Source organism: Paraburkholderia sp. GAS32 (genome assembly GCF_050434225.1).
In the GTDB taxonomy this organism is placed as follows: Bacteria; Pseudomonadota; Gammaproteobacteria; order Burkholderiales; family Burkholderiaceae; genus Paraburkholderia; species Paraburkholderia madseniana.
On record NZ_JBNPVS010000014.1, the window covers coordinates 147,634 to 173,562 of the forward strand.

25 protein-coding genes are annotated in these 25,929 nt (G+C 60.7%); 4 read left to right on the top strand and 21 right to left on the bottom strand.

Annotation, left to right across the window (positions count from 1 at the left end; translation table 11 throughout):
- Nucleotides 1-65: 65 nt before the first annotated feature.
- From P3T25_RS19050 to imuA, 14 genes are all read right to left on the bottom strand, one after another.
- The gene (locus P3T25_RS19050) at nt 66-875 is read right to left on the bottom strand and encodes a DUF5677 domain-containing protein (RefSeq protein WP_429358681.1); all 810 of its coding nucleotides are present in this window, start codon (nt 873-875) and stop codon (nt 66-68) included.
- A 171-nt stretch (nt 876-1,046) separates the two neighbouring features.
- Nucleotides 1,047-1,589: a hypothetical protein gene (locus tag P3T25_RS19055; protein ID WP_429358682.1), complete on the bottom strand. Its 543-nt coding sequence runs from the start codon at nt 1,587-1,589 to the stop codon at nt 1,047-1,049.
- A gap of 81 nt (nt 1,590-1,670) precedes the next feature.
- Nucleotides 1,671-2,114 (bottom strand): hypothetical protein, encoded by a 444-nt coding sequence (locus P3T25_RS19060; protein WP_429358683.1) that lies wholly within the window; start codon nt 2,112-2,114, stop codon nt 1,671-1,673.
- An 8-nt stretch (nt 2,115-2,122) separates the two neighbouring features.
- Nucleotides 2,123-2,569 carry a hypothetical protein gene (locus P3T25_RS19065; RefSeq protein WP_429358684.1) on the bottom strand — a complete coding sequence of 149 codons (447 nt, stop codon included), beginning with the start codon at nt 2,567-2,569 and terminating at the stop codon, nt 2,123-2,125.
- A 246-nt stretch (nt 2,570-2,815) separates the two neighbouring features.
- A complete protein-coding gene (locus tag P3T25_RS19070; RefSeq protein ID WP_429358685.1) occupies nt 2,816-3,085 on the bottom strand; it encodes a hypothetical protein in 270 nt (89 codons plus the stop codon).
- Between the two features lie 94 nt (nt 3,086-3,179).
- Nucleotides 3,180-3,473 carry an H-NS family nucleoid-associated regulatory protein gene (locus P3T25_RS19075; protein WP_429358686.1) on the bottom strand — a complete coding sequence of 98 codons (294 nt, stop codon included), beginning with the start codon at nt 3,471-3,473 and terminating at the stop codon, nt 3,180-3,182.
- Between the two features lie 17 nt (nt 3,474-3,490).
- Entirely contained in the window at nt 3,491-3,733 is a 243-nt protein-coding gene (locus P3T25_RS19080) for a hypothetical protein (protein ID WP_429358687.1), read from the bottom strand.
- 291 nt (nt 3,734-4,024) lie between these two features.
- On the bottom strand, nt 4,025-4,237 hold the full coding sequence (locus P3T25_RS19085; RefSeq protein WP_429358688.1) for a hypothetical protein: 213 nt from the start codon (nt 4,235-4,237) through the stop codon (nt 4,025-4,027).
- Nucleotides 4,234-4,926: a hypothetical protein gene (locus tag P3T25_RS19090; RefSeq protein ID WP_429358689.1), complete on the bottom strand. Its 693-nt coding sequence runs from the start codon at nt 4,924-4,926 to the stop codon at nt 4,234-4,236. The genes P3T25_RS19085 and P3T25_RS19090 overlap by 4 nt, the downstream gene beginning before the upstream one ends.
- 401 nt (nt 4,927-5,327) lie before the next feature.
- The gene (locus P3T25_RS19095) at nt 5,328-5,987 is read right to left on the bottom strand and encodes a tyrosine-type recombinase/integrase (protein WP_429358690.1); all 660 of its coding nucleotides are present in this window, start codon (nt 5,985-5,987) and stop codon (nt 5,328-5,330) included.
- Between the two features lie 365 nt (nt 5,988-6,352).
- The gene (locus tag P3T25_RS19100) at nt 6,353-7,312 is read right to left on the bottom strand and encodes an SOS response-associated peptidase family protein (RefSeq protein WP_429358691.1); all 960 of its coding nucleotides are present in this window, start codon (nt 7,310-7,312) and stop codon (nt 6,353-6,355) included.
- 46 nt (nt 7,313-7,358) lie between these two features.
- Nucleotides 7,359-10,502, bottom strand: a complete 3,144-nt coding sequence (locus P3T25_RS19105; protein WP_429358692.1) for an error-prone DNA polymerase — start codon at nt 10,500-10,502, stop codon at nt 7,359-7,361.
- Between the two features lie 6 nt (nt 10,503-10,508).
- Nucleotides 10,509-11,978, bottom strand: a complete 1,470-nt coding sequence (locus P3T25_RS19110; RefSeq protein ID WP_429358693.1) for a Y-family DNA polymerase — start codon at nt 11,976-11,978, stop codon at nt 10,509-10,511.
- Nucleotides 11,899-12,615, bottom strand: a complete 717-nt coding sequence (imuA, locus tag P3T25_RS19115) for a translesion DNA synthesis-associated protein ImuA (protein WP_429358694.1) — start codon at nt 12,613-12,615, stop codon at nt 11,899-11,901. The genes P3T25_RS19110 and imuA overlap by 80 nt, the downstream gene beginning before the upstream one ends.
- 452 nt (nt 12,616-13,067) lie before the next feature.
- On the opposite strand from imuA, the gene P3T25_RS19120 reads away from it, so the two are divergent.
- The gene (locus P3T25_RS19120) at nt 13,068-13,577 is read left to right on the top strand and encodes a hypothetical protein (protein ID WP_429358695.1); all 510 of its coding nucleotides are present in this window, start codon (nt 13,068-13,070) and stop codon (nt 13,575-13,577) included.
- 404 nt (nt 13,578-13,981) lie between these two features.
- Here the strand turns inward: P3T25_RS19120 and P3T25_RS19125 are convergent, their stop codons facing one another.
- From P3T25_RS19125 to P3T25_RS19150, 6 genes are all read right to left on the bottom strand, one after another.
- A complete protein-coding gene (locus P3T25_RS19125) occupies nt 13,982-14,254 on the bottom strand; it encodes a hypothetical protein (RefSeq protein ID WP_429358696.1) in 273 nt (90 codons plus the stop codon).
- Between the two features lie 642 nt (nt 14,255-14,896).
- Nucleotides 14,897-15,097 carry a hypothetical protein gene (locus tag P3T25_RS19130; RefSeq protein WP_154560257.1) on the bottom strand — a complete coding sequence of 67 codons (201 nt, stop codon included), beginning with the start codon at nt 15,095-15,097 and terminating at the stop codon, nt 14,897-14,899.
- A 1,921-nt stretch (nt 15,098-17,018) separates the two neighbouring features.
- On the bottom strand, nt 17,019-18,317 hold the full coding sequence (locus P3T25_RS19135) for a TAXI family TRAP transporter solute-binding subunit (protein WP_429358697.1): 1,299 nt from the start codon (nt 18,315-18,317) through the stop codon (nt 17,019-17,021).
- Between the two features lie 550 nt (nt 18,318-18,867).
- The gene (locus P3T25_RS19140) at nt 18,868-19,650 is read right to left on the bottom strand and encodes a 3-hydroxybutyrate dehydrogenase (protein ID WP_429358698.1); all 783 of its coding nucleotides are present in this window, start codon (nt 19,648-19,650) and stop codon (nt 18,868-18,870) included.
- An 11-nt stretch (nt 19,651-19,661) separates the two neighbouring features.
- Nucleotides 19,662-20,402: an acetoacetate decarboxylase gene (locus P3T25_RS19145; RefSeq protein WP_429358699.1), complete on the bottom strand. Its 741-nt coding sequence runs from the start codon at nt 20,400-20,402 to the stop codon at nt 19,662-19,664.
- Between the two features lie 108 nt (nt 20,403-20,510).
- Nucleotides 20,511-23,003, bottom strand: a complete 2,493-nt coding sequence (locus tag P3T25_RS19150; RefSeq protein ID WP_429358700.1) for a hypothetical protein — start codon at nt 23,001-23,003, stop codon at nt 20,511-20,513.
- A gap of 354 nt (nt 23,004-23,357) precedes the next feature.
- On the opposite strand from P3T25_RS19150, the gene P3T25_RS19155 reads away from it, so the two are divergent.
- Nucleotides 23,358-24,119: a hypothetical protein gene (locus P3T25_RS19155; protein ID WP_429358701.1), complete on the top strand. Its 762-nt coding sequence runs from the start codon at nt 23,358-23,360 to the stop codon at nt 24,117-24,119.
- A gap of 50 nt (nt 24,120-24,169) precedes the next feature.
- Here the strand turns inward: P3T25_RS19155 and P3T25_RS19160 are convergent, their stop codons facing one another.
- A complete protein-coding gene (locus tag P3T25_RS19160; RefSeq protein WP_429358702.1) occupies nt 24,170-25,006 on the bottom strand; it encodes a transporter in 837 nt (278 codons plus the stop codon).
- A gap of 373 nt (nt 25,007-25,379) precedes the next feature.
- On the opposite strand from P3T25_RS19160, the gene P3T25_RS19165 reads away from it, so the two are divergent.
- Both P3T25_RS19165 and P3T25_RS19170 read left to right on the top strand, forming a co-directional pair.
- A complete protein-coding gene (locus tag P3T25_RS19165; protein ID WP_429358703.1) occupies nt 25,380-25,601 on the top strand; it encodes a hypothetical protein in 222 nt (73 codons plus the stop codon).
- Between the two features lie 32 nt (nt 25,602-25,633).
- Nucleotides 25,634-25,918 carry a hypothetical protein gene (locus P3T25_RS19170; RefSeq protein ID WP_429358704.1) on the top strand — a complete coding sequence of 95 codons (285 nt, stop codon included), beginning with the start codon at nt 25,634-25,636 and terminating at the stop codon, nt 25,916-25,918.
- Nucleotides 25,919-25,929 lie beyond the last annotated feature (11 nt).

Here is a 25,929-nt window from a genome sequence, read left to right on the forward strand (position 1 = left end):
CCATGCCGCCGCTTCACGAACAGTTGAATGTCGTTGTAGCTTGCCATGCCGCACTCTGTTTTCCGCTACTCGCGCTCATAGTGGACGGCCAAGCGCTTAGCATGAAGATTCCACTTCCGGACCAACGCGGTCGCCTCCGGGTGCGCGGCGAGGACGTGCTCTGCGTCGGGAAAGAGCGCAACGTAGTGAAGCGCGAAGAAGCTCATCAGCACGCACACGGTACTTACAGACATCGCGGTCATTGCGGCCTGCTGGGATAGCTCGCGTGCATCCCGAATCTGCAAGATGCTCAGCCAGCTCGTATGGGAATAGCCGCACAGGTAGCTATAGAGCTCGCGAATGTGTACGGGATGAAACCCGGCCTCGACACCGATTGCGGCCCACCCCCGCCCAGCGCGCCAGTCCCCCTTCAGGAAAGCCCCATGTTCTTTTTCTGAATGCTGCGCCCACAGGCCATGCGCCTGCATCTCGGCGCGTAGCGTCTCGATGCTGGCCCTTTCGTCCACGAGCCTTTGCTTGTTCTCGGGACGGCGCGCGCTAGCCCGCAACTTTTGCCGGTCCAGCAGGCCCGCGCAACGCCACGTCATGTGGCGAAATTCCCGCAGGCCAGATTCGCTGCAGCCGAAAACGTGTGCAAACGTCAGAAAGGTCTCAAGGGCCGCCCGCGCCAGAACCAGCACAGAACCATGGTCGATGTGCGATGTCGTACCCTGTGGCATCACCACCGTGACAGGCTGCACCAGAACGTGCAGCGACGCGAGGTGGTAGTAGAACTTAAGCGCCAGGACCTGCGCATCATTCATCCATGGCGCGCCTACCGGGATTGCCTTTTCAGCCTGAGAGTTCGTCAGTTGCACGATCAGATTCAGCAACATCCGCGACTCGCCGGTTCCCGCTTGTGTGACGGTCCCGTTGCCGTCCGTAGTCGCGTGCGGCGAAATCAGTTGCCCCATGTCGTTTGCGCTCCTGGTGTTTTCCTGTTTGCCGGCGCAGACCGGCTTTTCCGTGGGTTAGACAGCGACCAGCGAGGCGGCGCTCTCGTGGTGTCAGCGGGCGTTGATCCGCGCAAGTGCGGCATCGTAGCTGTACGCTGGCGGCGCATTCAAAAAGTAGGAATCAATGCGTGCGTCGTCTGCGGCAATCTCGCGCATTTTGTCTGCGAATGCCAAACGGTCAGGGCCTGCCGCAGCCGCGATTTGATCTGTCGTGGTCACGTGGTACTGATACGAGACCCTTCCAGCCTCAACGACATGATCGAGGATCAGGAGGTCGCCTGTCGGCACGTCTTGGTTAGTTACTTGCTGCAAGGACAGGTCGATCCGCTTGCTGTTGAATTCCGCCCACGCGTGAGCAAACAGAATATCGCCGTGCATTGCCCAGCCCACCACCGGCGTGACGCTGATGCCGTGCTGCTCCTTGAGATATTTGCGAAGTACAAAAGCGCAGTAGTAGCAGCCCTGGACCATTTCGACGCCTTTTACCACTCGCTTGTAGATCAACCGCGCCGACTCTGCGACAAGGCGTTCGGCGTCCGTTAGGCCGTCAAGCCAGCGATTGCCTTCGGCCTTACGGCGCTTTGCTTCACCCATTTAATTCTCCCTTGTTCCGGTTTCTAACTGGCGGCTAGCCTCGGTGCGCCCTCTCTCAGACGGCTTTTCCTATGCCTGACCTCACCGTCCCTGCGCTTCAAGATCGGCCAAAGCCTGCTGGATATCATCAGGCGTAGCATAAGAACGGCCATGCTCTCTCGCGCGCTGTCCAGCAAGGGCTATTGCCTTCGGGAGGTACTGGCGACGGCGGTTGTCTTGCTCAGCCTTCGCATGGTCGCCCCACTGAATGAGCGCGACGGCCTTTTCGTAGTTTTCCTTATCCCCGCGTTTCTGAGCATCTAGTGTGTAAGCGATGCGCGCCATACCCAAGTCTTGGGCGTTTGGGTACCGAGTTGGCATCGGCCAACCCTTTGGCAGCGGCAAACCAGATTTGCTCTCAGGCGCATTTGACGACACGATCGAAGGCGGGACCGTATCGGGACTCGATTGCGCAAAGGCGGCTCCGATGAGAAACGCAGCGACCAGCCCACCGGCCAATCTCAGAAACGTCGAGTTAGCTATCATTTGTTTTCCTATGTGCTGCTCGAACCGATTTTCCGAGCCTGTCGCTCTTGCCGTGCAAACGGAGCCGCGGTTGCTGCGACCAGCAACGTGTAGCGATCGGTGTCCGACATCACCGCGCCATGGAAGATCTCTTCGCATAGGTCCAGTAGATCTGAGACGAGCCCGTATTCACATCCGGCATCCGTGAGCGTTCTCACCATCGCTGCAACCTCGTCCGTCACTCGGAGCACTGACTTTGCCACCGGCGCCGACTGGAACGATTGACCGACACCGCGTTGGACATCGTTAAGAAACGCCGCGCTCGATTCGTCGAGTCCAGTGTTCGGCACGGCCAGTTCCAATAGGACACGCAGTGTGTTTTCAAACCACACCCTGCCTTGCCACGGCCCATCGTGGATGGCAGCCATGTAGTCAATCGCGCGTGAGACGATCTCCCAGTCCCCACGTTGCTCCATCGCCCAATCCGCATGCTCTTCGGCGATCAAAGTAAGTTCATCCGCGAGGCTGTCAACCACATCATTGGACGCAGCGCCCTGGCGCCAAAGTACTACTCGAAGAAACCGAAGACACGCGTAATGCAATCCTCGCCCCCATGGTCGCTGCACTTGGGGCGACGTTGTTGTGTCTTTTTGCTCACTCATATCCCTTCCTGTCTCCTGTTTGGCCCGCGCGACCGGCGCGAGCGCTTTTCCGTAGCGTCGTTACGAAACCACTTTCACCCCGGCGCGTGCCGCGACCAGCGTATCGACCGCGCTTTTCGGAAGCCCATTCCAAACCATAAACTGCGCTCCTTCGTCTTCCTCAGCGTGACGACGACGAACAACGAACACTTGGCGTTCGTAGTCGTGATGGCGCAGCGAATCGGACGCAAAGTCGCCCGAGAGCTTGAAGGAATGACGCGACTGCATAAGGTTGCCAGGAAGATCATAAGTCTCGCCGTCAGCAACACCACCGATGAACAGAATTTCCATTTCGATAAACTTTGTGTGTCGGCAACCGGCCGTGCGGGGCGCTCTCGCGCCGAGTGTTTTCCATTGCGCCGGCCAAGCCGGCTTTTCCGCGGACTCAGGGGTTAATCAAAAACTGCTCGCGCGACTGCCCTTTGATCCACAACGGCTCACGTCCCAACCCGCTCCATGTAGCACCGGACACTGGATCGCGATACTTCGCCGGTTTGGTCCCCGACTTCGGGCCGCGCTTGCCTTTGGGTCGAGCAAATACCTGCTCCGGCGTCAGCGAGTACTCGGTGATGATCTCGCGAACCTTTTCGATCGCAGCAGTGACTGCCTGCTCTTGCGCGGCGTCAATTTGCCTTTGCAGTGCCTCATGTTGCTTCAGAAGTTCACGGTAGCTTGTCACTCATTTCTCCAGGCTGTTCACTTGGTTGTCTCGCGTTTGTAGCGCGACTTTTGGAATACGGCCACACCAGCTTCTCCGCGGTCAGCCGACCCAGCCATCGACGCTACAGCGGCACGCGCCTGTAGCGCGGCCAATCGGCGCGCAGCGCCCGGAACGATTTCGAGCTTTTCGATCCCATAACCGAACGCAATGCCTTCGGGCGTCATAGCTGGCTTAACTCGCCGCTGCAAGACTCGCTGAACGAAACTCGGTAGGTTCATGACGTTTTCCGGTGTGAAGCCCGCGCGACAGGCGCGAGCGCTTTTCCTCTAACCCGTCAGGTCGGCGGCGTTGACAGGTTTTACCTTGTCGCCCCGCGCCACCCACACAGCCTTGCAGTCCGTGCAAAGCCGGAACGTCGCGATGGCGTTGCTTGCGAAATACCCGCCTTCGAGTTGAATATCCTCGGCTGGTGAGTCGGCGCATACCGAACAACATTCTTTAGTCCCCGCCGCCGAGATTGCCCGGCGATATTGAGCCGCCTTCGCTTCCTATAGCTCGTCGTTGGCGAGCTACATCAGCGCGCCGTCACGCTGATCGCCTGCGATTGCCGTCCACGTGTGGCCTTCCTCATCGACCGCGTTGCATCCCGGTTGCCAGTGTTCGGGATTGCGGACCTTGTTCACCCAACTCTGTACCTCGCCGTTGAACAGCACTACAACACCAGCGCGACGGACGTATCCGTTGTCTTGCCGCCAACGGCGGGCTGTGTCGAAGGGCGTCATCGTTGTTTTCCGGTTCGGCCCGCGAGACCGGCGCGAGCGCTTTTTCCGTCCAGTTCACAGTCGGTTGCGTACACGCTTCGATCCGTGCCGTTGCCCGCTTTGGGAGGCTGGAAGCCGCTGACAAATGTGTAAAAGCCACCGTTTGCGGCGTCAATTGCCGCACTGGCAGCAGCAATATTGGCCTGCTGTTGGTCCCCATTTAGATTCGCCGAAGGATAGCGCACGACGACGAGTTTGTCGGCCATCGTTCCCAGGCACGGCTGAAGCACATTTTCAAGCTCCACCGACTTTGCGTGCCCGTAAAATTTATCGACAGCGAGAATATAGATCATGACATTCGAGCTCCAGTCTGCCGATGCTTCGATGTATTTGTGCCACGCTTCATCTTGCTCGCTTTCCGGTACTGCGGCGCCGCGAGAGACCCGAGCTAAATACGCCCGCGCCCAGAAGAACCGACGCCACGCCTGCGCCGTCAATTGTCGCGATACGTCATCTCGCTGCCCCTCGCGCGCAAGGGAAAGGGCGTCCGGGCGCAACTTCAATGCGACCAGCAACTTATCCACGGAATCAGAAAAATTAGCGAGTGCCACGATGGTCATGCCAGCGATCAGCACGACGGCCACCAGCTTATTGTTCCGTAGCGTACGTAACGCGGTCTCGGTGCGGTCAGCTTGCTGATCATCGGCCATTGTTAGCTTTTCCTACCAAAGTTACTTACACCGAAACTGTAGCGAGGCGCTGGCGGGTTGTGCGAACCCGGAGTCGGTCATTTGCAGTGACACGGTCTCGACCTTCTCGTTCTGCTTCGCGCAGAAGTCATTCGCCTCACGGTATATGTCAGCTTTCGCGCCGTCCGCCGGACCAAATCCCACCTGTGCGCTTCTCTTGGACACCATGTACGTATCTCCGTCCATTGGGACAACGCCGGTGCTTGAGCAAGCAACTAAAGCCAGGACAACTACCGTGGAGTAGGCTCTTCTCATTTGTTCTGCTCTTGTTTTGTGAACGTCCAACGTGATGACTTGGAAGCTCGGTGACGCCGCGACCAGCTTTTCCTTTCCCGTCGACACGAACCGGTCCGTCGTGACGGTCAAATCACTCCACTTACCACCGAAGCCAGCTTGACCGGATCGCCGTCTATCAGTCGTTTAACGGCAGATAAGCTGGAAACTCCAATCAATTGTTGTATGAGCTTCAGCGAGCGTCCGTCGCGGTGCAGCCTGACCGCGAAAGTCCGGCGCGCTGCGCTGGCGTTCCCATGCTCGATGCCGGCCTGATGATGAAGTCGACGCACGATTTCGGTCAATGACTCGCACGAATAGCTAACCGCGCCTGAAGGCGTCCTTCGAGGCGTAAAGCTGAAGGGCTCGCCGTCTGCCGTCAAGAACAGCGAGCTACTTGGGTCTAGGCCTCGGAAGGCCGCAGGCGAAGTGGTTACGCCCTGTCGGGTATGCAATCTGGATTGCAGATAGTCGTCAACGGCAGCACAGATTTTCTGACTGGCCCACAGCAACGGTCGACGCTTCCCATTGAACGCTATTTCGGGTCGCAAAGTTGTCTCCGCGACGTGCCGACCGTCTGCCAAGAGATAGTCCGATACTTGCAGCTTTGCGACCTCGTTCGGTGTCAGACCAGTCCCGTAGAACACAAGAAGCAATGCTGCGTCGCGTTTCGCGTTTTGCCCCGTGATAGAGGCCACCTTTACTGCATGTCGAAGCTGGTGTTGTTCAATGACAGGGGACTTAGCCATCTCGTAACGCGCCTCGAATTGGTTGCATTACGAGATAGTATGGGCGCCGAGAAACGAGGATGCAATTGGCGCGTAATAGATTGCGGACTTCCTCGGAAAAATGCCACTGCGCATTGGCAACACACCGGCCTGCGGCGCGATGGATGTGCGGACTCTCAGACCAGCCTGTTAGTCAGCCCGCGAGAAGCCCAAGAAAATTGCGTTAATGCAAATTCATTTCTATCGCCGGATAGGCTTGCGCCGGTTTTTTGGCCCCACGCGCCGCTGGCTGCCACGAGTTGAACACTCACAACAGGCCGATCTGCGAGTGCGAAAGCTCTTTGCGTACCGAAAAGGGCGGCCGCCATGCTCGCCGTGGACCCGGCTCAGGCCGCCATGCGATGCTCGTAGTACGGTCGCTCCCGATCATCGAGAATCGCGTACTGTGCCGCAAGATTGCGTGGATCGGGATTGAGCCACGCGTCGATATGCTCCGGCTTGATGGGAACGATGCAGCGATCGTGGCCGGCGGCGGCAACTTCAGGGGGCGGCTCATCAGTGATGGCCGCGAAGGAGAGCAGATCAGGCTCGCCAGGGCTTTGCCAGTGCGACCACAGGCAGGCGACGAGCATGTCCTGGGCGGGCTGCGGCCTGAACTCCAGGACCACGTTTTCCTCCAGTTCGCCTTCAGCGAGCTCGCGCCCTTCCAGGCGATGTCGTTTCACGTTTTCATAGAACGCATTCGCGACGATAAGTCCGTGCGAATACCCAAAAACTCCCTTCCAGAAGCCTTCAAGGTTGTCACGCCTGGCATTGTAGAGTCCGGGATATTTCTTGTCGTAGAACGCAGGCTTGCCAGCCGGGCGACAGTGATACCGCATCGGCTTGATGACCCGCTTGCCGTCTTCCATGACCATCACCGGAGCATAGTTGCCGGGGAAAATTCGCGAATCGCGGTCTTTCAGATCGGTGCGACGGAGATCGTCAAGCCCGCGCAGCGCCGACTCGATCTTGCTGGTTGCGATCCGTTTGCTTTCGGTGGCCGCCTTCGTCGTCTTGCTCTGCAGGGCGCGTTCAGCGTCGGCAAGTCGCGCGCGCTGCTTGAACAGTTCCTGCTCCAGCTTCGGGGCCTGGTCGCGGGTGAACCGGTCGATGGCTTCCTTGATCCGCCGTTCATCGTCGGTGTTGGGAACCGAGAACGCGGCGTCCATCGCCTTCGGAATCTTGATGTTGCTGCCCTCGGCGCGTTCCCAGTACAGCTGTGCGAACTCCCGGATGCTCATGTGTGCGCCAAACATCCTGACGTACTTGCGGTAGTCCGCCTGGATCTGGGCTGAATAGCACATGGTCGCTCTCCTTGAAGGAAGGTGCGCGAATATGGTACGCCGGTTCTTAATGGAAGTTTCGTGTCGACGTGACGAGAGAGCCGAGCAGCGGGGACACGTCGACCAGCCGGTGAGCGACGAGGTGGCGCACTTCACCCTCACGCTGCCAGACGCCGTACACGGCAAGTAGTGACGAGCCGAGCGCTTCGCGTCGCTGCTTTTCGAGCAGGGACGGCCAGATGATGACGTTGACCTGCCCGGTCTCATCCTCCAACGTGACAAACATCACCCCCTTGGCCGTGCCCGGCCGCTGCCGGACCGTCACGATGCCGCAGGCACGTGCGAGCTGCCCGTTCCGGAATCCGGCCAGCGTCGACGCCGGCAGCAGGCGCTGGGCAAGCAGGCGAGGGCGCAGCAGTTCCAGAGGGTGCCGGCCGAGTGTCAGACCGAGCGTCCGGTAATCGCTGGCGATCTGCTGGCCTTCAGTCATCGGCGCGAGGACCGGCGTCGCGTCGTCATCAGTCGCGCCGCGCAGCAGATCCCGGTCGGGTACCGCAGCCACCGCATGCCACAGCGCTGCGCGCCGGTCGCCGGCGAGCGAGCGTAACGCGTCGGCCGCGGCGAGCGCCTGCAGGTCCTTGCGATCGAGTTGCGCGCGTCGTGCCAGATCGGAGACATCGGCAAAGGGTCGCACGGCCCGCGCGAGCTCGATGCGCGCGGCGGCTTCCTCCTTCAGCCCGCGTACCAGCGACATGCCGAGGCGCACCGGCGCGTGAGTCGATCTGCCCTCGACTGCCGAGTCCCAGTTGCTGAGCGTCACGTCGACGGGCAGCACCTTTACGCCGTGGCGCCTGGCGTCCTGGACGAGCTGTGAGGGTGAATAGAATCCCATCGGCTGGCTGTTGAGCATGGCCACGAGGAACGCGACCGGTTCATGGTGCTTCAGCCACGCACTCGCGTAGACAAGCAGCGCGAAGCTCGCCGCGTGACTCTCCGGAAAGCCGTATTCGCCGAAGCCCTGGATCTGCGCAAAGATGGCCTCGGCAAACTCGCGGTCGTAACCGCGCTCGAGCATCCCGTTCACGATGCGGTCGTAGTAGGCTTCGAGTCCGCCCTTGCGACGCCATGCGGCCATCGCGCGACGCAACTGGTCAGCCTCGCCGGCAGTGAATCCTGCCGCGAGCATCGCGACCTGCATCACCTGCTCCTGAAAGATCGGCACGCCGAGTGTGCGCGAGAGCGCCTGCTCCATCTGCGGGCTCGGATAGGTGACGGGCTCGAGCCCCTGCCGCCGGCGCAGGTAGGGATGCACCATGCCGCCCTGCACGGGGCCCGGACGTACGATCGCCACCTCGATCACGAGATCGTAAAAGCAGCGCGGCTGCAGGCGGGGCAGCATGCTCATCTGCGCGCGCGACTCGATCTGGAATACGCCAACGGTATCGGCGCGACAGATCATCTTGTAGGTCTCGGAATCTTCGGCAGGAACGTCCTGCAGCTCGAACGGCTCGCCGCGTTTTTCTGAAATGATGTCGAGTGCGCGACGGATGGCTGACAGCATGCCGAGTGCGAGTACGTCGATCTTCAGCAGGCCGAGCGCCTCGATATCGTCCTTGTCCCACTGGATGATCGAGCGGTCGGCCATCGCCGCGTTCTCGATCGGCACCAGCCTCGACAGCTTGCCGCGGCTGATCACGAAGCCACCGCTGTGCTGCGACAGATGTCGTGGAAAGCCCACCAGCAGCGCCGCGAAATTCGCCCACTGCACGATCAGCGGAGACCCGGCGTCGAGACCCGCCTCGGCGAAGCGGTTGAGCAGGTCGCCGCTCGAATCGAACCACTGATGGGCCTTCGCGACTCGATCAACGATTGCCGGATCCACGCCGAGTGCCTTGCCCGATTCGCGCAGCGCGCTACGTGGACGGTATGTCGTGACGGCGGCCGTCAGCGCGGCGCGATCTCGCCCGTACTTGCGGTAGATGTACTGCACGACTTCTTCACGGCGCTGATGCTCGAAATCCACGTCGATGTCAGGCGGTTCACCTCGCTCTTTCGAGATGAACCGCTCGAACAGCATCGACGAGCGCGCAGGATCCACCTCGGTCACGCCAAGAGCAAAGCACACGGCCGAGTTGGCCGCCGAGCCGCGCCCCTGGCACAGGATGCCTTCGCTGCGCGCGAACCGGACGATGTCGTAGACCGTGAGGAAGTACGGCTCGTAGCGCAGATCCCCGATCAGCGCGAGCTCGTGTTCGATCTGCTGCTGTACCTGATGCGGGATGCCCGCTGGCCAGCGGCGATGTGCGCCGATGTAGGTCTCCTGTCTCAGGTAGCTGGTCGGCGTATGGCCGGCCGGCACCAGCTCGTCGGGATACTCATAGCGAAGCTCGTCGAGTGAAAACGTGCACAGGCGAGCGATTCGCAGCGTCTCCTCGAGCGTGCGCTGCGAATACAGGTTGGCGAGCCGCAGACGCGATCGCAGGTGTTGCTCGGCGTTGGGCGCGAGGTCATAGCCGCATTCGCCGACCGGTCTGCCGACCCGGATCGCCGTCAGCACGTCCTGCAGTGGTTTGCGCGAACGCACGTGCATGACGGGTGCACCGGTCGCCACAACGGGAGTGCCGTGACGCGCCGCGACGTGTTCGACGGCGCCGCGGTGAATATCGTCCATTGCACGCGCGTGCAATGTCAGTGCGACCCATGCGCGCTCGCCGAAGGTCTGGACGAACCACTCAACCTGCGTATCCAGTCTGTCTTCATCGGCGGGGTAGTCCGGTGACAGGATCGCGACGCACCCGGGCAGTCCCCGCAGGTGTCCAAAGGGCTTCTCCGGGTGCGCGAGATCCAGAGGCGCGAGCCGGTAGCTGCCCTTGTGTGCGCGCATGCGGCCGAGCGTGATCAGCTCGGACAGGTTGCCATAGCCTTCGCGCGTCATCGCCAGTGCGGTGAATGACAGGGCTGGCGAGCCGTCGGCACTGGTCAGGTGGAAGTGCGACCCGACGATGAACGGCAGCCCGGCCTTCTTCGCCTCGACGTGCGCGCGTACGACGCCGGCCAGCGAGCATTCGTCCGTGACGGCCAGCGCGGCATACCCGAGCTGTGCGGCGCGAGCAGCGAGATCCTCGGCGTGCGATGCGCCGTGCAGAAAGGAAAAGTTGGACGCGCACTGAAGCTCCGCATAGTCGGGCAGTGCGCCGTAGGTCGGCGCCATGGGCGATCACCCGAACAGGCCATGCAGGAACCAGCGCGGCTCGCGTTCCTCGACGGCGCTGACGCGCTCCCGGAAGACCCAGTAGTGCACCGCGTCTTCGGACTCCGCGACAAAATAGTCTCGCGTCACCGGATGCCCATCCTGCCAGCCGACCTCGATCCGTTCGCCCGGCGAGACCATGCGCAGCGGCGTGCCGTAGAACGGGCGGTGGCCGCGCATGATGAGCTGCACCGGGTTGTCCAGAAGCCAGGTGGGTCGCGGAAGATTGGGCGGCGGCAACATGGGCCTGGCGGTCTCGCCGATGGGAAGCCAGCGTGCGGCGACTTCCGGGCGGTGGTCGGCAACCGGAGCCGCCTTGAGCACGTTCTGCGCGCCGAGCCGGGCGACGAGCAGTTCCATCAGGCGCGCGTGATCCTGCGGCGAGCCGCCGGGCTCCGGGAACAGCGATTCGCTCGGCGCGTCCGCTTCGCGGACGTCCTTTGCATCGAGGCGAACGGCGATGACCGGCGCGGCCAGTTCGACGCGGCCCAGCCGTTCTTTCAGCAGGCGCACGAGGTGTTCCTCGCGTGACGTCGGTTCGCCAAGCGCGATTTCGATTGCCGTCGGCGGCACCGCCGCGCGGCCGCGTTCATGCTCGAGCTCAAGTACAAACCGCGCGATCGCCAGCTGTCGCGCCGACAGCCAGCCGGTCATCTGCAGGATCAGCCGCCGCGCTGCGAACAGCACGGCTTCCGCATGCTCGATCCGGTCGGGCAGCTCGAGCCGCGCGCTGAAGGCGGGGGGCAACTCCAGCCATTCGTACACTTCCGGCGCCGCGCCCGTCGCGCGATCGAGCGCATCCAGCAGGGCCGCGCCGCAGCGCTTCCTGAGGCCTGCGCGGGGTAATCGCCGGACGTCGTCGACCGTTTCGCATCCCAGTCCGTCGAACCATTCGGCGTAGGGGCGCGCAGGCGGCAGGGCAGGTAACGGCACGCGACGCAGCGTACGGTCGACGGAGCCCAACGTGAGCGCGATGCCAGCCGATGACCGGGCGAAGAGCCACGCGGCCTGTCCCGTCGGCGCAACGGCAAGTGTCGCGGTCACGCCGAACGCGCTCACCGTTTCACCCGCCCGCCGGCGCAGTGGCCGGATGCCACCGAAGAGGCGCAGGCTCGCCGAGACGTTGGCCAGCACGACCGATTCCTCAGCCAGCACCACGTGGGGGGTGAACTGCAGCAGGGCGAACGCCACGCCACGAACCAGCTCCGCTTCACGGGCGAGATCACGTTCCCGGATGACCGCGTCGGGGGCGAGCGTCAACACGCCACCGCGGCGCATGCCGGGCACGATCCCGGCCGAGTGCGCCGCGCGGTCGAGCGCGACAACGCGGTCCTTCTCCAGCACGACAAACCCGGCCTCATTGCGTGGCGTCGACCAGCGCGGGCGAAACGACTCGAGGGCGAGGTGCGGCAGATGTACGCCGATCCAGAGTTGCATATCGGCTCAACAGGGCAGGTGAAGGTACGAGAGGAACGAAAACGGGTTCGTCGCGCTGCGGTCCGCGGCGCTTGACGAACGTCACTTCAATACCGCCCCTGGCGGCTCGCAGCGCAAGCCGCAGCGGCGCCGGCGACGTCGCCTGGGCGGCCGCAAGCGGGCGAAACAGAAACAGCAGCGTGTCCGAGGCCTGCGCGGCCAGATGCAGGCGCCGCAGCGCTTCCTGCCGGACTTCGGCCTGCCAGAAGAGCAGGGCGCCGCAGGTGCCGGCACGCAGGATCTGCTCGGCGGCCCACAGCGCATCAGCCGTGCGGGGTGCGCGCAGCACGCAGGCCTGTCCTGCGGGAACGCCCAGCCACGCCAGTCCGGCGGGTTGTAGCCGGTGCGGCGGCTGCAGCAGGAGCAAGGGGCGGGATCCGACAGTCGCCAGCGCGGGCTGCAGCAGACGCAGCTCACCGCTGCCCGGATGCGGCGTGAGCAGTTCGGTGAGCGCGCCCACGGGCCAGCCGCCGCCCGGCAGCTCGGCGGCCAGCGCGGCGTGGCCGCACGACACCACCCGATCGAAGCCGACGGCTAGCTGCGAAGCACGCCATAAGGCGGGGTGGATGTCTTCGGGGTGACGCGGCAGGGCGCTCATGGGGCTTGAATACTGTATGGATATACAGTATCTAGTGTAGCGCTTATCCGAGAAAAATGTGAATGGAGGTCTGGAGACTACGACGGGGCGGTTCCTGGCGAGCCGTTCCAGACGGGCGCAAGACCACCTTTCACAACCGGCTCGGCCGCTACGGTCGCCAGATACAGGGATGCCGGCCCCGCCACTGCAGGCACAGGTTTTCCGCCCGGGACGGGCGGGCACTGTGGTGTTGGGAGAATCAGACGGTTAGTTGCATTCGATAATTTCAGGAATGAGCCGCCGGATTTGGAAGACTAGGCGGCCGACGCGGTGCCTCCCAGGCGCACGTCAGGGGAGCAGACAGCGGACGCGTGACTGATACGGGGAGCTTTCCGCTCGAAGACATTTGGATCATCAATTTTCGCGAGGCCGGGCCGTTAACTGCCTCAAGTACTCGCGAGGATTTTGTTTGCATGACTATCGTTTTCCGCAGGCTCACAGCCATCTTTCTGGATTTGACAGCTCGATTCACTTCTGTCGATCCACGCATGAGCAATCAGGATCGGCTATTTCTCAGCGGGCACGGCTTGGACACGATTCGCGAGATCGCCCAACAATTCCCGCGCGACGGGCAGCTGGGTGTCCACATGGCGGAACTGCAACGGAGCAGGGAGTTCGCCCGCGACCTGATGGACTTTGTCGATCCGGAGATGTCGTTTGGAGACTTCATTCGCGGTGTGAATCAAGCCTTCGCATCGTGGCGTTCGGAGCTTGACAGGATGCAGCCGTGCCGCGCTGAGTTTGCTGCTGCGATGCGCCGGGAGCTTTTTGCCGGCAACGATGCGGGATGGAGGGCGTACGCGGCACACATGCGCACGCATCTGTCGTGGTTCGCCGGTGACGAGGCGCCACGCATTCCGGATAAAACACGTAAGACGAGCGAGAAAGTTGTCAGCGATGCTGTCGCCGGGCGCAAACACTGACGATCAGAGCCGGCGGGCACTAGCCAAGATCCGGAAGATCGATGTCGTTTGCCGACGGCAGTTGAAGCTTTTCCAGGTATTGGCGTGCCGTTCTGCACGGCCGTTTGTGCGGTTGAAGTTAGCGGCGCCGGATGCTCACGCAAACGCTGAAGAGATTCCGCATGTAAAAAAAAGACCGCAGACACTGCTGCGGCCCGAAACACACACGCCGCGCAAGAGGCGCTGACGTTGGTTCCATCCTACACATCCGCGTTTCTGAAGCAATCAGGTATCTCGTCTGAAAATATGCGAGAGGCCGCATTGCCGCATCTATCGTGGGGCGGGCCTATGTCAGTCGCGGCTGCAGGCGTTGCAAAATGACGACAGGGCCAGTCGTCTGGCTCCAGGATGATGTATCCGGACTTTCACTTGACCAGGGTTGTGGCCTGTCTAGATGAATCATTGTGCGGACTGGCGATGTTACTTTCGCGTGCGTCGATCCACTCAATTGCCCATTGCCGCGCAAGCTGGATCGCCTCGTCCTGATTTTCGAACCAGGCAAGATTGCGCTCGATGTGCATTTCAGTGTCCGCATCATCGTCAGGCGACGCTCGGACGATCCGCGCATGTGCGAAGAACTGTCCAAGCGAAAATTCCGGGGTTGCGTCAATGACCCAGCCGCGGTACTCGAACTCCATGATTACCTCTGATACTTAGCCAATCGAGATTCGAACAGACAAAGCATGGATTCATCAGGCTGTATTCGCTAAACCTCCAATGTTGAATTGCCGGCGTCGGGGCCGACGAGCAGGCAGCACGTTGTCTTCGGGCCGCAATACTGTTATAGACCTGCGCCAGTGCTTCAGCACATCGATAATCAAAAGATAAGATGCCCTTTTAGGCAGAAGGGGCCGAAGCGCTCATGAGGTCCAGCTGGAACACAGCCCCTCGGGGTATGTTGCGGCAAGCAACGCATCTCCGACGAGACATTCGTGTGCGTAATAGAGGGCTCGTTTTATCCCGCTTCAGTCAATCGACAAAGACTTGCGACCGTCCGCTAACGAACCGGCGGGCGACGCGCCCTACAACTCAGCTAATCGGCAGCACTTCAGGAAACCGCGACGCTGTCGTTAACTATTAGACCAAGAGCCGAAACAGTCGGCTGCATTTGATTTGCCTGGAGTACATTCCGGCCGCTCTCTCAGGTTCTGGCAGCGTTTTCCCCTCGGAAATACCAGGACCTTTCCAAGCCGATCCTTTACGGGATCGGTTTTTTTTGTCCGGCTCCCCGCGCACTCGGCGATAGCCGGGCGTTGCTAGCATGCGCGGATCAGCCGGCGTTAGGTGCCAAGCTGTGGACGGTGCGGCATCCAGTCTAGCCAGCCCCGGCTATCGTTGGCTATCCACTCGCGGGCCTCGGCATCGTCGGTAAAGCCGGTGATCTGCTGTTCGTAACCGTCAGGCCACGTAGCTCGCACGAAATACCCCGATCGGTCATTAAGCTGCACCGCTTCAAACGTGATGCTTTGCGCATCGCTCATCTTGGCCCCCGTATTTTTTGTGTCTCGATCATACGGCGCTGGACGGGTGTCCTGGTGGAATCCGGGTTCTAATCCGGCAGGCGGAGGACAACGGGTTTTGCCAGGATAAGAAGTTGCCCGTCAACGATGGTCAGGCGATTAAGTGCGCTCCCCGGGAAAGGCGATCGGAATTTCTTCGGCGCGAAGTCGGCATCCGCCCACCAGAATTAAAGTAAGAATCCCCGATGCGTGTTCCCCGCTGTGAAGGCAACGGAGCCAACGCCCTGCCCAAACGCAACCGCCGGTACGCGGGAGACTGAAGACTATGCACCACCTTTCACAAAGGTTACATGCGACACCGAATAGAAGATTCTGCGGAGATCACACGTCTGCTTCTGTTAGTTTTCACGGAACTGCCGCGACCCGACATTGCTGCAGGTTTGGATCGCTATCTTTGGAGGCATGCCCGCTTTGGATTCGCAGAGCAGCTTGCCGACGCATTGAACGACGTTCGGTCGGGTTCAGCCGGCCACTTTCTGTATCACAAAAAAAGCGGCCTCCTGTTCGCGCACGTAGAGTTTGGTTATCACCAGTTACTCCTCGCACACTTGTGCGCGCTGCACAAAACGGATTTTTCCCGCGAGCAGTTGAAATGGAACGTGCATCAGTTTCACTACACGGACCCAATCAAAAAGCTTGCTGACGAGTTCGTAGACGAAGGGTATGGACTGTTTCTTTCGACCTGCTCGAACGGAAAGCGTATTACCGTCGGACAGACCTTCGCATGGGAAGCACTTGAGCAATCAGCCTTTGGGAGTTTCGAAGGAGACGTGATTTGGCTATTGCCACCATCATTTCAGAACCGCAATCGCCGAACGCTGCAACTGCGAGAAAGCGGAACGTCCGCAAAAGGCAGAGCTACGGCCGTTCACGAGCAGTCTGCTGACGGGCCGTTGTGGGTTGGTCTATGCCGATCGCATCAAACTATGTTCAGCCAGTTGCAGACCTTCGACGTTGTCAAACGAACTAAATTTGGAACCTATTTGCGGGGGCGATCTACGCGGTGCTGCCCGCCGGCTGCATCTCGCCCAAGGTTCCGGGCGGCACGTACTACCTGTGCGGCAATACGTGGTTTCAACCCGCCTATGGCGTGAACGGCGTTTACTACCGCGTGATGCCCGCGCCCTATCTGTCAGTAAATGACTCGCAGTTTTTGCTTCACACTAGCTTTCGCATACGACGTCAAGGCGTGCGCTTACCCCAGGCGTCGATGTCAACTGTCCGCTGTTACGCCTTACCTGCGTCTAAGACTTGAGCCGGCGAGGTTGCCGCTGCTCCTGAATGATTCGACTTCCGTCCGGTCGGCGACCCGAAAACACATATGCAACTTCGACACGGACGGCATCGATGATCGCGTAGCGAACGTTATTGCAGCAGAAAGCCCGTCGGGCGTGCCCTCGCAGAGTTTGTGTATCAGACGGGCTCAATAGCCGGTCAGCAACGCACCACGCAAATTCCGGGAGCCGGCCACGCGCGTTCAGAAACACGGTTTGCGTACGTGGAATGTTTCTCGATTCGCCCAACGCGCTATATAGGGGGCGTAAAACGGACGCAAATCGAAATCGCGTCCGTTCGCGTGCGACCACTTCATACAAAACTCTTGCATCAGGATACCAGGCGAATAAACTAAAAACGCTTCGTCGGAGGTCATGATGAAACCTTCGAAGGAACGGGGGCTTCACTAGGTTCACCGACCCGGCGACCGACATACCGTCCAGCTTCACGAACATGACGAGTGGAGTCGTCGTCAGAGCGGTCCGGCGGCGCCAACGCGATAAAAGAGTCCCGAGCCTGGTTGTCCATCAAGTATTCGTGCGCCAGCCGCTGAGTAACATCCTTTCGTCACGCAACACGGCCGGCGGAAACCATTTTCGCCACCCAGCTATTTCTTCACCTTGCCCGCCACCTGGAAAATCCGCTCCCGTACGACGCCAATCGCCTGTTTGAGGGCGTAGACATCTTGAAAATGGCGCTGCGGAATCCGGATCTGGCTGGCATGCGCATCAATGTTCTCGATTTCGTCGCGCCATTGCGCAATCTGGTCCGGGGTCGGTTGCCTGGTTCTCCATATTTCATCTTCCAGCGATTTGATTTCGCGATACCAGACCACGAGCCGATGTTTAATCCGCGCCTCCACGATGCGCGGCAATGCCTGCAGCAGGCCTAGCAGTAAGGCCATGAAGGGCAGCAGAATCAGCAGGCGCCTTTCGATAAAGCTGCCCAGCCAGAATGGAAGGTAGCGCTGCAGAAAGGGACGACCGGATTTGAAGTAACGCGTGCTTTCGTCGGAAACGGGAAATTCTTCGGTGTTCAGGTTCGGAAACGTGCCGAGCGGCGTGAAGTAGTCTTCGCCGCCATGGACGGTTTTGGCTGCATCCAGCAGCAGATAGACCAAGGCAGGGTGCATGGTGTCTTTGGAAACGAGCAGCGCCGTGGCGGCCAGCAGGGTGACATCTGCCTTCGGAAGATCGTTGACGACGCTGGTCGAGGCGCGCGGGAAAGTAATTTTGGAGAGGGACGGGAACTTTTGCACCAGGGCATCGGCCTGGGCAAAACTCATCAGCTTCAGATCGCTGTTCAGTAGCGTTTTCTGCATCGCCGCATCGGGCCTGCCGATAAAGAAAGCAGCATCAAGCTCGCCATTTTCGAGGCCTTGATATGCGTTGACAGCATCCATTTGCAGCAGCATCGTGTTGTCGCCGGTGATGCCGCTATGCGCGAGCAATTCTTGGGAGACGTTGAGCAGGCCGCTGCCGGGAACGCCTATGGCCACCCTTTTGCCGCGCAGTTGTGCCAGCTGGTTGACGGTGGCGTCGCCGCGATAAAACACCCAGACCGGTTCATACGAGACGGCAGCGATGGTCTGCAGGTGGTCTGTTTCTTTCGGACTGGTGGTGCCGGACTGGATAAAGCCCACTTCGTATTCGCCGTCTGGATTCTTCAGCCGCTGATAATTTTCAATTGACCCGGAAGAACTGCGGATATCAAGGGTGACGCCTTCGCGCTTCAGGATGGGGGCATAGCGATCAGCAAAGCCGCGATAGATACCCTTGTCCGCCCCGGTTGTGATGACGATCGTGCGCTGGATGGCGGGCTTGAGTACTGTCGCCAGTGCCCAGCCTAGCGCGGCCAGCAGTAGTATCGTGCCGATGATGAGAAGCCGCCGGTGCCCCGGTGTCATGGGGGTTTTCTGGCTACGACGAAGCGCTGGGTTGTGCCTGGGCATTGTTCGGCCTCTCTCGTTAGGCTTCTCCCGCGCGGGGACTTGGGGCAAGCGTTTGTGTGGCAGCGTTGCTGGCAGTCGCCGGTGACACCGCAAAGTTCGTCACCTGAAGAAGCGTCGGGCTCGCCGCCTCGCTGGCCGTGCCGAACAGGAAGCTCGACAGCGCAGCCGCCGGAGCACCTTGTCCACACCTGCATTCGAGCTCACCATCATCGATCAATTCTTTCGTTTTCCCAACCCTACGATACGAATGGGTGAGGCTCCACCCGGTGCCTGCCACCGGCCGTTCACAACGGGCAACCTGGGCGCCGCATTTGCGACAGGACGCGGCGAACTGTGGTGGAATCAGGTTTCGATTCCTGGCGTCTTTTCACCGGCATTACCCAAAATCTGCCTGCTGCATTCTGAGCAAAAAATACCTCACAATGCGACGACGAGCTGCCCGCAGCTATCTTGTCCATGGATCGCGGACGTCCGCCACGGGCCTTTGATAAAAATGTGAACACGGTTATTCCATGAACCATCCATGGCTCACGATGAGCGACTGGCCCGTAAGCGCGTTGGATGGAAACGACGCGAAGAAGAGCGCGGTTTCCGCTACATCCTGTACCGTCGTGAACTCACCATCGACGGTCTCCTTGAGCATCACGTTCTTGATGACGTCGGCCTCCGAAATGCCCAGCGCCTTCGCCTGCTCCGGAATCTGCTTGTCGACCAGTGGGGTGCGCACGAAGCCCGGACAGATCACGTTGGTGCGCACGCCGTGCTTCGCTCCCTCCTTGGCGACCACCTTCGACAGGCCGATCAGGCCGTGCTTGGCGGTCACGTACGGCGCCTTGAGCAGCGAGGCCTCCTTCGAGTGCACCGACCCAATGTAGATGATGCTGCCGCCGCGGCCGGACTGGTACATGTGTCGCAGACAGGCACGCGTCGTGAGGAAGGCTCCGTCGAGATGGATCGCGAGCATCTTCTGCCAGTCGGCGTAGGTGAATTCCTCGATCGGATGCACAATCTGGATACCGGCATTGCTCACTAGAATATCGACGCCGCCGAACGCCGCGACCGCCGCCACCACGCCAGCATTAACCGCGTCCTCGCTGGCCACATCCATAGCGACGCCGAGCGCCTGACCGCCCGCGGCACGGATTTCGTCGGCTGTCGCGTTAGCGGCATCGAGGTTAAGGTCGGCGATCGCGACTTTCGCGCCTTCGCGTGCGTAGGTAATGGCGATTTCCTTGCCGATGCCGCTGGCCGCGCCCGTGATAATGGCGGACTTGCCTTGCAGTTTCATGATGGTTCTCCTCACTTGGCAAGATAGTCATGGACGACAGTGCCCAACCCGAGCGTCAGGTCCGTCAGAATGTGCACGCCCGAAATTACTTTGAGCACCGGCAGCGCCGCAACCGGAGCGAGCGCATGATGAAACAGCTCGAGCGCGGCCGGCCCCTCCCAGGCTCCCTTCACGGTAATGTCTTCGCAGAAGTACCGCACTAATTCGCAGATGCGTGTGGTGCCATCCACATGCGGAATGATCTTGAGCAGGAAGTTCGGTGCCGACAGCGACGCCAGAATCGGGTCGTGCGCAAGCGCCCTGTGCTTGTAACCCATCGTCGCGAGCGCGATCGGGACCGGCCCGTACCTCAGGATGCCACCGATCGTGTCTTTCTCGACGCGCAGCTCTGGCGAGGCGAGCTTCTTCGGAAATCCCCAGATTTCACGCCCCCCGGCAATTGGCGATCCGTCGTCGAGATACATCGCGTGCACATAGCCGCCGTGTCCGCCGCGGAAGCTCACCGGGATCACCTGGCCGCTTTCCGTGTAGTTGCCGAACCCGGTTGAATCGGGCATCCGGATGAACTCGAATTTGACGATCGGATCGGTCATCTCCAGCGGAGCGGGAATCACCGCAGCCAGCGCGTCGGGATCGGTCCGATAGGTAACGATCAGGAACTCACGATCGACGAAACGATAAGGACCCGGCGGGAATGCCGGACTCGTGAGCGGCATCGCAAAGGCGCGCTCTTTCACGTCTGCTTCTTTCATGTGAGGTGCTCCTGTTATCGGGTCAACGGGTAAGGTCATAGATGCGGATGCCATTGCCAAGGTCCGTTGCCTCCTTCCACTCCGGACTTGAGCGCGCGGTGCGGACCACTATCGACGAAGGCCGCCGCCACCACCGCCCGCGCCTTGGGCGTAGCGTTGGCTCCCGGCTGCACCTCGCTGTCGATTCTGCATTTGCTGGTTCAGTTCACCGGAGGAGGACTGTCCGCCGGTCCTGTTAAAGCCACCGGCAGGACTTTGGGGAGGGCCGCCGCCCGGCCTGTTCGCAGCCGACGGTGTCGGGCGCTGCTGTTGAGCGCTCTGTGCTCGTTGCTGGGCAGTGGCGGAATTGGCGGTCTGGGTTCCGGTGGGACGCTGCTGTTGAGCGCTCTGTGCTTTTTGCTGGGCAGCAGCGGAATTCGCGGTCTGGGCCGCGGTGGGGCGCTGTTGTTGAGCGCTCTGTGCTCGTTGCTGGGCGGTGGCGGAATTGGCGGTCTGGGTTCCGGTGGGACGCTGCTGTTGAGCGCCCTGTGCTTGCGGTTGCGTGCCCTGTGGCGTGGGCTTGTTTACCGAAGACCAGGAGCCATTGTCGTATTTCTGCCAGCTACCGTTGGTGTTCTTATAGACATTCCCGTCACGCCCAGCGTACATGTCGCCGCTCGCGGTTTTGCCCGCCACCGCACGTCCGTTGGCGCTTGTGCCGGCAACTGCCTTGCCGCCTGCGGAATTCTGATACGTACCGACCGAGCCTCTCGCCGTCGTCGAATGCTGGGTCGCCGCCCACTGGTTGCCCTTCGTGACAACAGAACTTCCCCACTGGCCGTATGCGTTCGAGCCTTGCCGCGTAGCAGCATAGGCGCCGGTATAGGGATTGTAGGCTTGCGCAACACTTCCGCTGCCGTCCCGCCCGGAAGCCGTCGCGCCGCGCGCGTAGGTACCTGTGTATGGGTTGTACGATGCGCCCCATTGCGCGCTGCCGTTCGGTCCGTAAGCGACCCCTCTCACGCCGCTCGCTCCCGTATACGGGTTGTACGTGCGATAGCCATAGGGCATCGGACGTGGATAGTAAACCGGATAGCGCCCGCCACCTATGCCAACGTAGGGCGGGTAGTAGTACCCGTTGCCCTGTGCGATGATCGCGCCGACCGCTGCGCCCGCGATGAAGATGCCGAGATACCCCGCTGTGTAGCTTGCCTGCACCGAGCCGGTGGGGGTCACGTATTGCGTGACATAGGTCACGTTATAGACGGGCGAACTGGGCGGGATCGTATAGATGACCTGGGGCACAGACATGGTGGTTTGCCACGGCCCGGCTGGTGACGAAGAATCGAACCACACGCCCTGAGAACAAACGTAATAGCGATTTTCCACCTTGATCACTTTGTCAGGCGTGTTCGTTGCATATGACATCGGTGTGCCTTGAATCGGCTGGAACTGGGGTTCGCCGCTGTACGAAACCTTGACTGCGGCCGCAGCGGCGGCAGGGTTCACCTCGACGGTCGTCGGGATCTGTGCGAGCAGTACTGCATCTGAGGCTTCCGGCGTCCCAGGCACGGAAGCGAGGACCCGGGCCGCCGCGCTATCGGGCGGAATCTTCGCGAAAGCGGGCGGCAACTGATTGGTCGCGAACGTCCACGGCCCGCTAGGTCCGGGCGCGGAAAACCACCGGCCACCGGTCAGATAGTAGTAAGTCCTGGTCGGTGAATAGACGAACACATCGCTGTCGGTATTCTTCGCGAACACCAGCTGGGTGCCGGGGATCGCTGTATAGACCGGTTGCCCGTCGAAGACGATCAGCTCAGCGGGGGTACTGCTGAAGAACACGCCCGGCGCCTTGCCCTTGTGCCCTTGGGGCGGGGGGATATAGGGCTTCAGGTCTGCCCAGGTGGGATCGGCAGGAACCTTCGACATCTTGGCAGGGAGCGTTTTCGTTTCTGCCCATCCGCTTTTCAGGTCGGTCGACGTCACCCATGACTGGCCAGTGAACAGGTAGTACTGGTGGGCGGCATTATCGACGAACAGCGGCCAGTTCGCGTTGACGACGAATGACAGGTCTGAATTCTGGATCGGCGCGAGCACCGGTTCGCCGTCCACAAACAGCAGGATCGCTGGCCCGAAACTCGCGAAGATCGCCGGAGGGTCGTTCTTGACGGCTGCAACCGGCGCAGCGTTTTTTTTCTCCACGCTCGCGACCAGGCGGTCGACCGATATGGTCAGCGAAGCCTGCGGATTGAGAAATTTGCGCACGAGCTGATCCAGTTTTTTGGCCGTTTGCGGGTCTGTGTCAGGAAAGGTCGTACCGGTAATTTGCGGATGGCTCAGGAGCACGTTACGGCTATCGACATCAACATCCGTGTGCATCTGCACCGTGATAATGCCTACCTGCGGCTTGCCACCACGTGGCGTTACGCTAATGGCCATTCGACCGGTCACTTCCCTGAAGTCTTTCCAGTCGTCGATCTGTGGCTGGTAATAGACGAGTGTTGCGTCGTCTCTCGTGAGCTCACGCGGCCAACCCGGGTCTTGTGTCGCGGCGCGGATTGGCTGGATGGCCGACAACGCCAGTGCCAGCGCCAACATTCGGATGGGCAGTCTGGAAGTCACGATGCTTTGCTCCTGTCCGCCTCACGGCACTTCCGCAGCGCGACCCGTGTCATGGACGGAAGGCGAATGAGCAGACACGGGGTACGGATGTTGGCGGCCGGGTCGCTGTTGCCGCGGTGGTGCAGCTAAAAAGATAGGTTCATTACAGCGCGCATGCAATTGGACCTTGGTCCAATTGCATGCAGCCGCGCGGCGAGCAAGATGCGGAACATTGAGGGGGGATGACCAGTCTTCGTCAATCGTGCGATTCGTGGAAACAGGGGCAACGTCGGGTCCGTGAAGACGCGGCGCCGGCAAGCGTCCCGATTCGAAGACCGGGGGATAAGCGCAATACCAGAAACGGAGGATTGCAGGGTGAACCACCTCGCCGTTGCGTTGATTGTGTTCATATGCGTTGTCGGCAGCGCGCTGCTGGGTTCGTATCTGCGCGTCGTGCTGCCGCAACACCACCTTAGCGATGAGTCAATCAGTGTTGTCAAACTGGCGACCGGTCTGGTCGCGACCATGGCCGCGTTAGTGCTTGGCCTGCTGATCTCGTCGGCGAAAGCCTCGTTCGACACGACGAATAGCGAAGTTGTGCATAGTGCCGTTGACATCGTGCGCCTTGATCGCGTGCTGGCCCGATATGGACCGGAAACGCAGGAGATCCGCGGTTTGCTCAAACGTCTCACCGCCACGTCGATCGAGGTGCTCGCTTCCGGCGATCCGTCGCAGTTGGCGCGATTGAGTGGACCAGAGGCAGTGGGGCGGGGGGAGGACTTCCAGCGCAAGATAGAGGAACTCGCGCCGCACAACGCGGTGCAAAGTCAATTGCAGGTACACGCCCTCCAGCTCGTCGATGAAGTGTTTGCCGCGCGCTGGCTGGCGTTACTCCAGCAGAAGGGCTCGATCCCCGTGCCGCTGCTGGTGGTTCTGGTGTCCTGGCTAGCCATTCTCTTCGGCACGTTTGGTTTGTTCGCGCCTCGCAACGGTACGACCATGACAGCGCTAGCCATGTGTGCACTGTCGACTGCCGGTGCGATCTTTCTGATTCTGGAAATGAACACCCCGCTCGACGGGATAGTCAGAATCTCGCCTGAGCCCATGCGCGCAGCGCTCGCCATTCTTGGCCAGTAGCCGCTCGATCGTGCTGGCGTTGGCTCTGCTTGTCTCGCACTCAGGCACGATCAGCGATTGAACCAGCGGTATTGGAGCGCGACCGAGATGGTCTGGAAATTGCCGCCGACGCGTGTTACCAGTCCACGCGACCACGCAAGCTTCGCGGACCACCTTTCGGCAAGCGGCACCGACAGCGTGACGCCGTAACGCACACTGCGCTGAAGGTCCTGATCCTGGACGCCGTTCACGCTGGTCCGGCCGCCCGTGAAATACGTCGCGTCTGCGGCGAGCCAAAGCCCGGGGCGCCAGGCGTAGCCGCCATGCAACTGGAATTCGGGTATCGGATCCTGGCCGCGCCTGCGTCCGCCAAAAAAATCGTTGTTGTCTGTGAAGAACCACACGCCCGCAGCGCCTTCCACGAACCAGTTGCCAATCGGCTGGGACAGTCCGATTTCTGGCTTGAACGACCATCGGTTCGACCCCACGTTGATCAGGCGGGACGGCACGTACTGGCCTGTCGGCGCCACGACGCTCACACTGACACCGAGGACAGTGGAGGGTTTGCGCCGCGCGAATTCCTCCGGCGTGAGCGCCGGATCGCCCAGCAGATTCACGGCGACCCTGAACCGCACGTCGCCCAGTCCGGATCGATAGGCATGCTCCGGTCTACCTTCGACGTCGCCGGTCACATTCGCACTGGCGTACGGGACGGACACCGCAACGCTTGCGGTATGACCAGCGACGCCGAAGCTGTGGGAATAGCCGAATGCATACGTGTTGATTCTGGCCTGCACATTGGCAATCGGCAACGAAGGGTCGACCGAGAAGCCGCCGCTCGATCGCGCGTAGTCCATTACCACGAAATTCGTTCCGACCGGCGCAGCCGAATAGGCGCGTGGTTCCATTTCCTGGGCACTTGCCAACGCGGACCAGAGCAAAGCAGCACAGACACGTGCCGGCCGAAAGCGCCGGGCAGCGCGCGTTGCCGAACGGATCCCAGCCTTGCAACCCGATGTGACTGTGTGATTCGAGTCGATCGATGGTTTCGGCATTGTCGTGACGTTCGTCCCTGATTGATGTATGAGAAGGCTGGATCATCGCTGCTCGCAATAGGACCAAGGTCCAATGTGCATACGACCGCATGCGACTAAACTGGAAGATGCGCGAGTCCGGTCGCGTCGTTCCTGGGAGAGAGTCATGATTGGGCCTGTACGCACATTGGCCGTTTTGCTTGTGTTGCTGCAAATCAGCGCCGCGAGCGCGCAGGGACAGTAACCGATGCTCGATAAGATGGCCCAAAAGGTCGTCGAAAAGTATCAAAACTCGTCCTGTCAGCAACTCGCAGAAGAAAAGAGCCGTCCACCGACAGCGCAAAAAGCGCAGATGGAGCAAAGAGCGGTCGAGATGCTTCGCAATGACGCCGGCATGCGTGCGGAATTTCTCAACCGTGTCGCGGCGCCGATCGCCAACAAGCTGTTCGAGTGCGGAATGATTCCATGACCGTCTTGTGCCGGCCACCTCAGGAGGTAACTATGAAAATTCTGCTTATGTTGGTATGCGTAATGCTGTCTTCGAGCGCATTCGCGAACTGCACCACTAACGCACGCGGCATGACCGAATGCAACAACGGACAGACGGCCGGCGGCTATAACCCAAACACGGGTAACGCCGTGACGGCTCAAAAGAATCAGAACGGCGTGACGACGACCCAGACAAGCAAGGGCGGAGAGGCCAAGACCAAGAACGGAAAGGGCGTCTATAAAAGCCCGAGCGGACAGACATGTTATAAGACCGCCAACAGTCGGGGATGCAATTGAATGGATGAAGC

Bases quoted from the DNA above. Each gene is read 5' to 3' on its own strand.
- P3T25_RS19050 (WP_429358681.1), bottom strand. From the start codon at position 875: ATGTTGCTGAATCTGATCGTGCAACTGACGAACTCTCAGGCTGAAAAG.
- P3T25_RS19100 (WP_429358691.1), bottom strand. From the start codon at position 7,312: ATGTGCTATTCAGCCCAGATCCAGGCGGACTACCGCAAGTACGTCAGG.
- P3T25_RS19060 (WP_429358683.1), bottom strand. From the start codon at position 2,114: ATGATAGCTAACTCGACGTTTCTGAGATTGGCCGGTGGGCTGGTCGCT.
- P3T25_RS19065 (WP_429358684.1), bottom strand. From the start codon at position 2,569: ATGGAGCAACGTGGGGACTGGGAGATCGTCTCACGCGCGATTGACTAC.
- P3T25_RS19165 (WP_429358703.1), top strand. From the start codon at position 25,380: ATGCTCGATAAGATGGCCCAAAAGGTCGTCGAAAAGTATCAAAACTCG.
- P3T25_RS19170 (WP_429358704.1), top strand. From the start codon at position 25,634: ATGAAAATTCTGCTTATGTTGGTATGCGTAATGCTGTCTTCGAGCGCA.
- P3T25_RS19070 (WP_429358685.1), bottom strand. From the start codon at position 3,085: ATGGAAATTCTGTTCATCGGTGGTGTTGCTGACGGCGAGACTTATGAT.
- imuA (WP_429358694.1), bottom strand. From the start codon at position 12,615: ATGAGCGCCCTGCCGCGTCACCCCGAAGACATCCACCCCGCCTTATGG.
- P3T25_RS19055 (WP_429358682.1), bottom strand. From the start codon at position 1,589: ATGGGTGAAGCAAAGCGCCGTAAGGCCGAAGGCAATCGCTGGCTTGAC.
- P3T25_RS19120 (WP_429358695.1), top strand. From the start codon at position 13,068: ATGACTATCGTTTTCCGCAGGCTCACAGCCATCTTTCTGGATTTGACA.
- P3T25_RS19095 (WP_429358690.1), bottom strand. From the start codon at position 5,987: ATGGCTAAGTCCCCTGTCATTGAACAACACCAGCTTCGACATGCAGTA.
- P3T25_RS19145 (WP_429358699.1), bottom strand. From the start codon at position 20,402: ATGAAAGAAGCAGACGTGAAAGAGCGCGCCTTTGCGATGCCGCTCACG.
- P3T25_RS19080 (WP_429358687.1), bottom strand. From the start codon at position 3,733: ATGAACCTACCGAGTTTCGTTCAGCGAGTCTTGCAGCGGCGAGTTAAG.
- P3T25_RS19125 (WP_429358696.1), bottom strand. From the start codon at position 14,254: ATGGAGTTCGAGTACCGCGGCTGGGTCATTGACGCAACCCCGGAATTT.
- P3T25_RS19160 (WP_429358702.1), bottom strand. From the start codon at position 25,006: ATGGAACCACGCGCCTATTCGGCTGCGCCGGTCGGAACGAATTTCGTG.
- P3T25_RS19110 (WP_429358693.1), bottom strand. From the start codon at position 11,978: ATGCAACTCTGGATCGGCGTACATCTGCCGCACCTCGCCCTCGAGTCG.
- P3T25_RS19085 (WP_429358688.1), bottom strand. From the start codon at position 4,237: ATGACGCCCTTCGACACAGCCCGCCGTTGGCGGCAAGACAACGGATAC.
- P3T25_RS19130 (WP_154560257.1), bottom strand. From the start codon at position 15,097: ATGAGCGATGCGCAAAGCATCACGTTTGAAGCGGTGCAGCTTAATGAC.
- P3T25_RS19140 (WP_429358698.1), bottom strand. From the start codon at position 19,650: ATGAAACTGCAAGGCAAGTCCGCCATTATCACGGGCGCGGCCAGCGGC.
- P3T25_RS19105 (WP_429358692.1), bottom strand. From the start codon at position 10,502: ATGGCGCCGACCTACGGCGCACTGCCCGACTATGCGGAGCTTCAGTGC.
- P3T25_RS19090 (WP_429358689.1), bottom strand. From the start codon at position 4,926: ATGGCCGATGATCAGCAAGCTGACCGCACCGAGACCGCGTTACGTACG.
- P3T25_RS19135 (WP_429358697.1), bottom strand. From the start codon at position 18,317: ATGACACCGGGGCACCGGCGGCTTCTCATCATCGGCACGATACTACTG.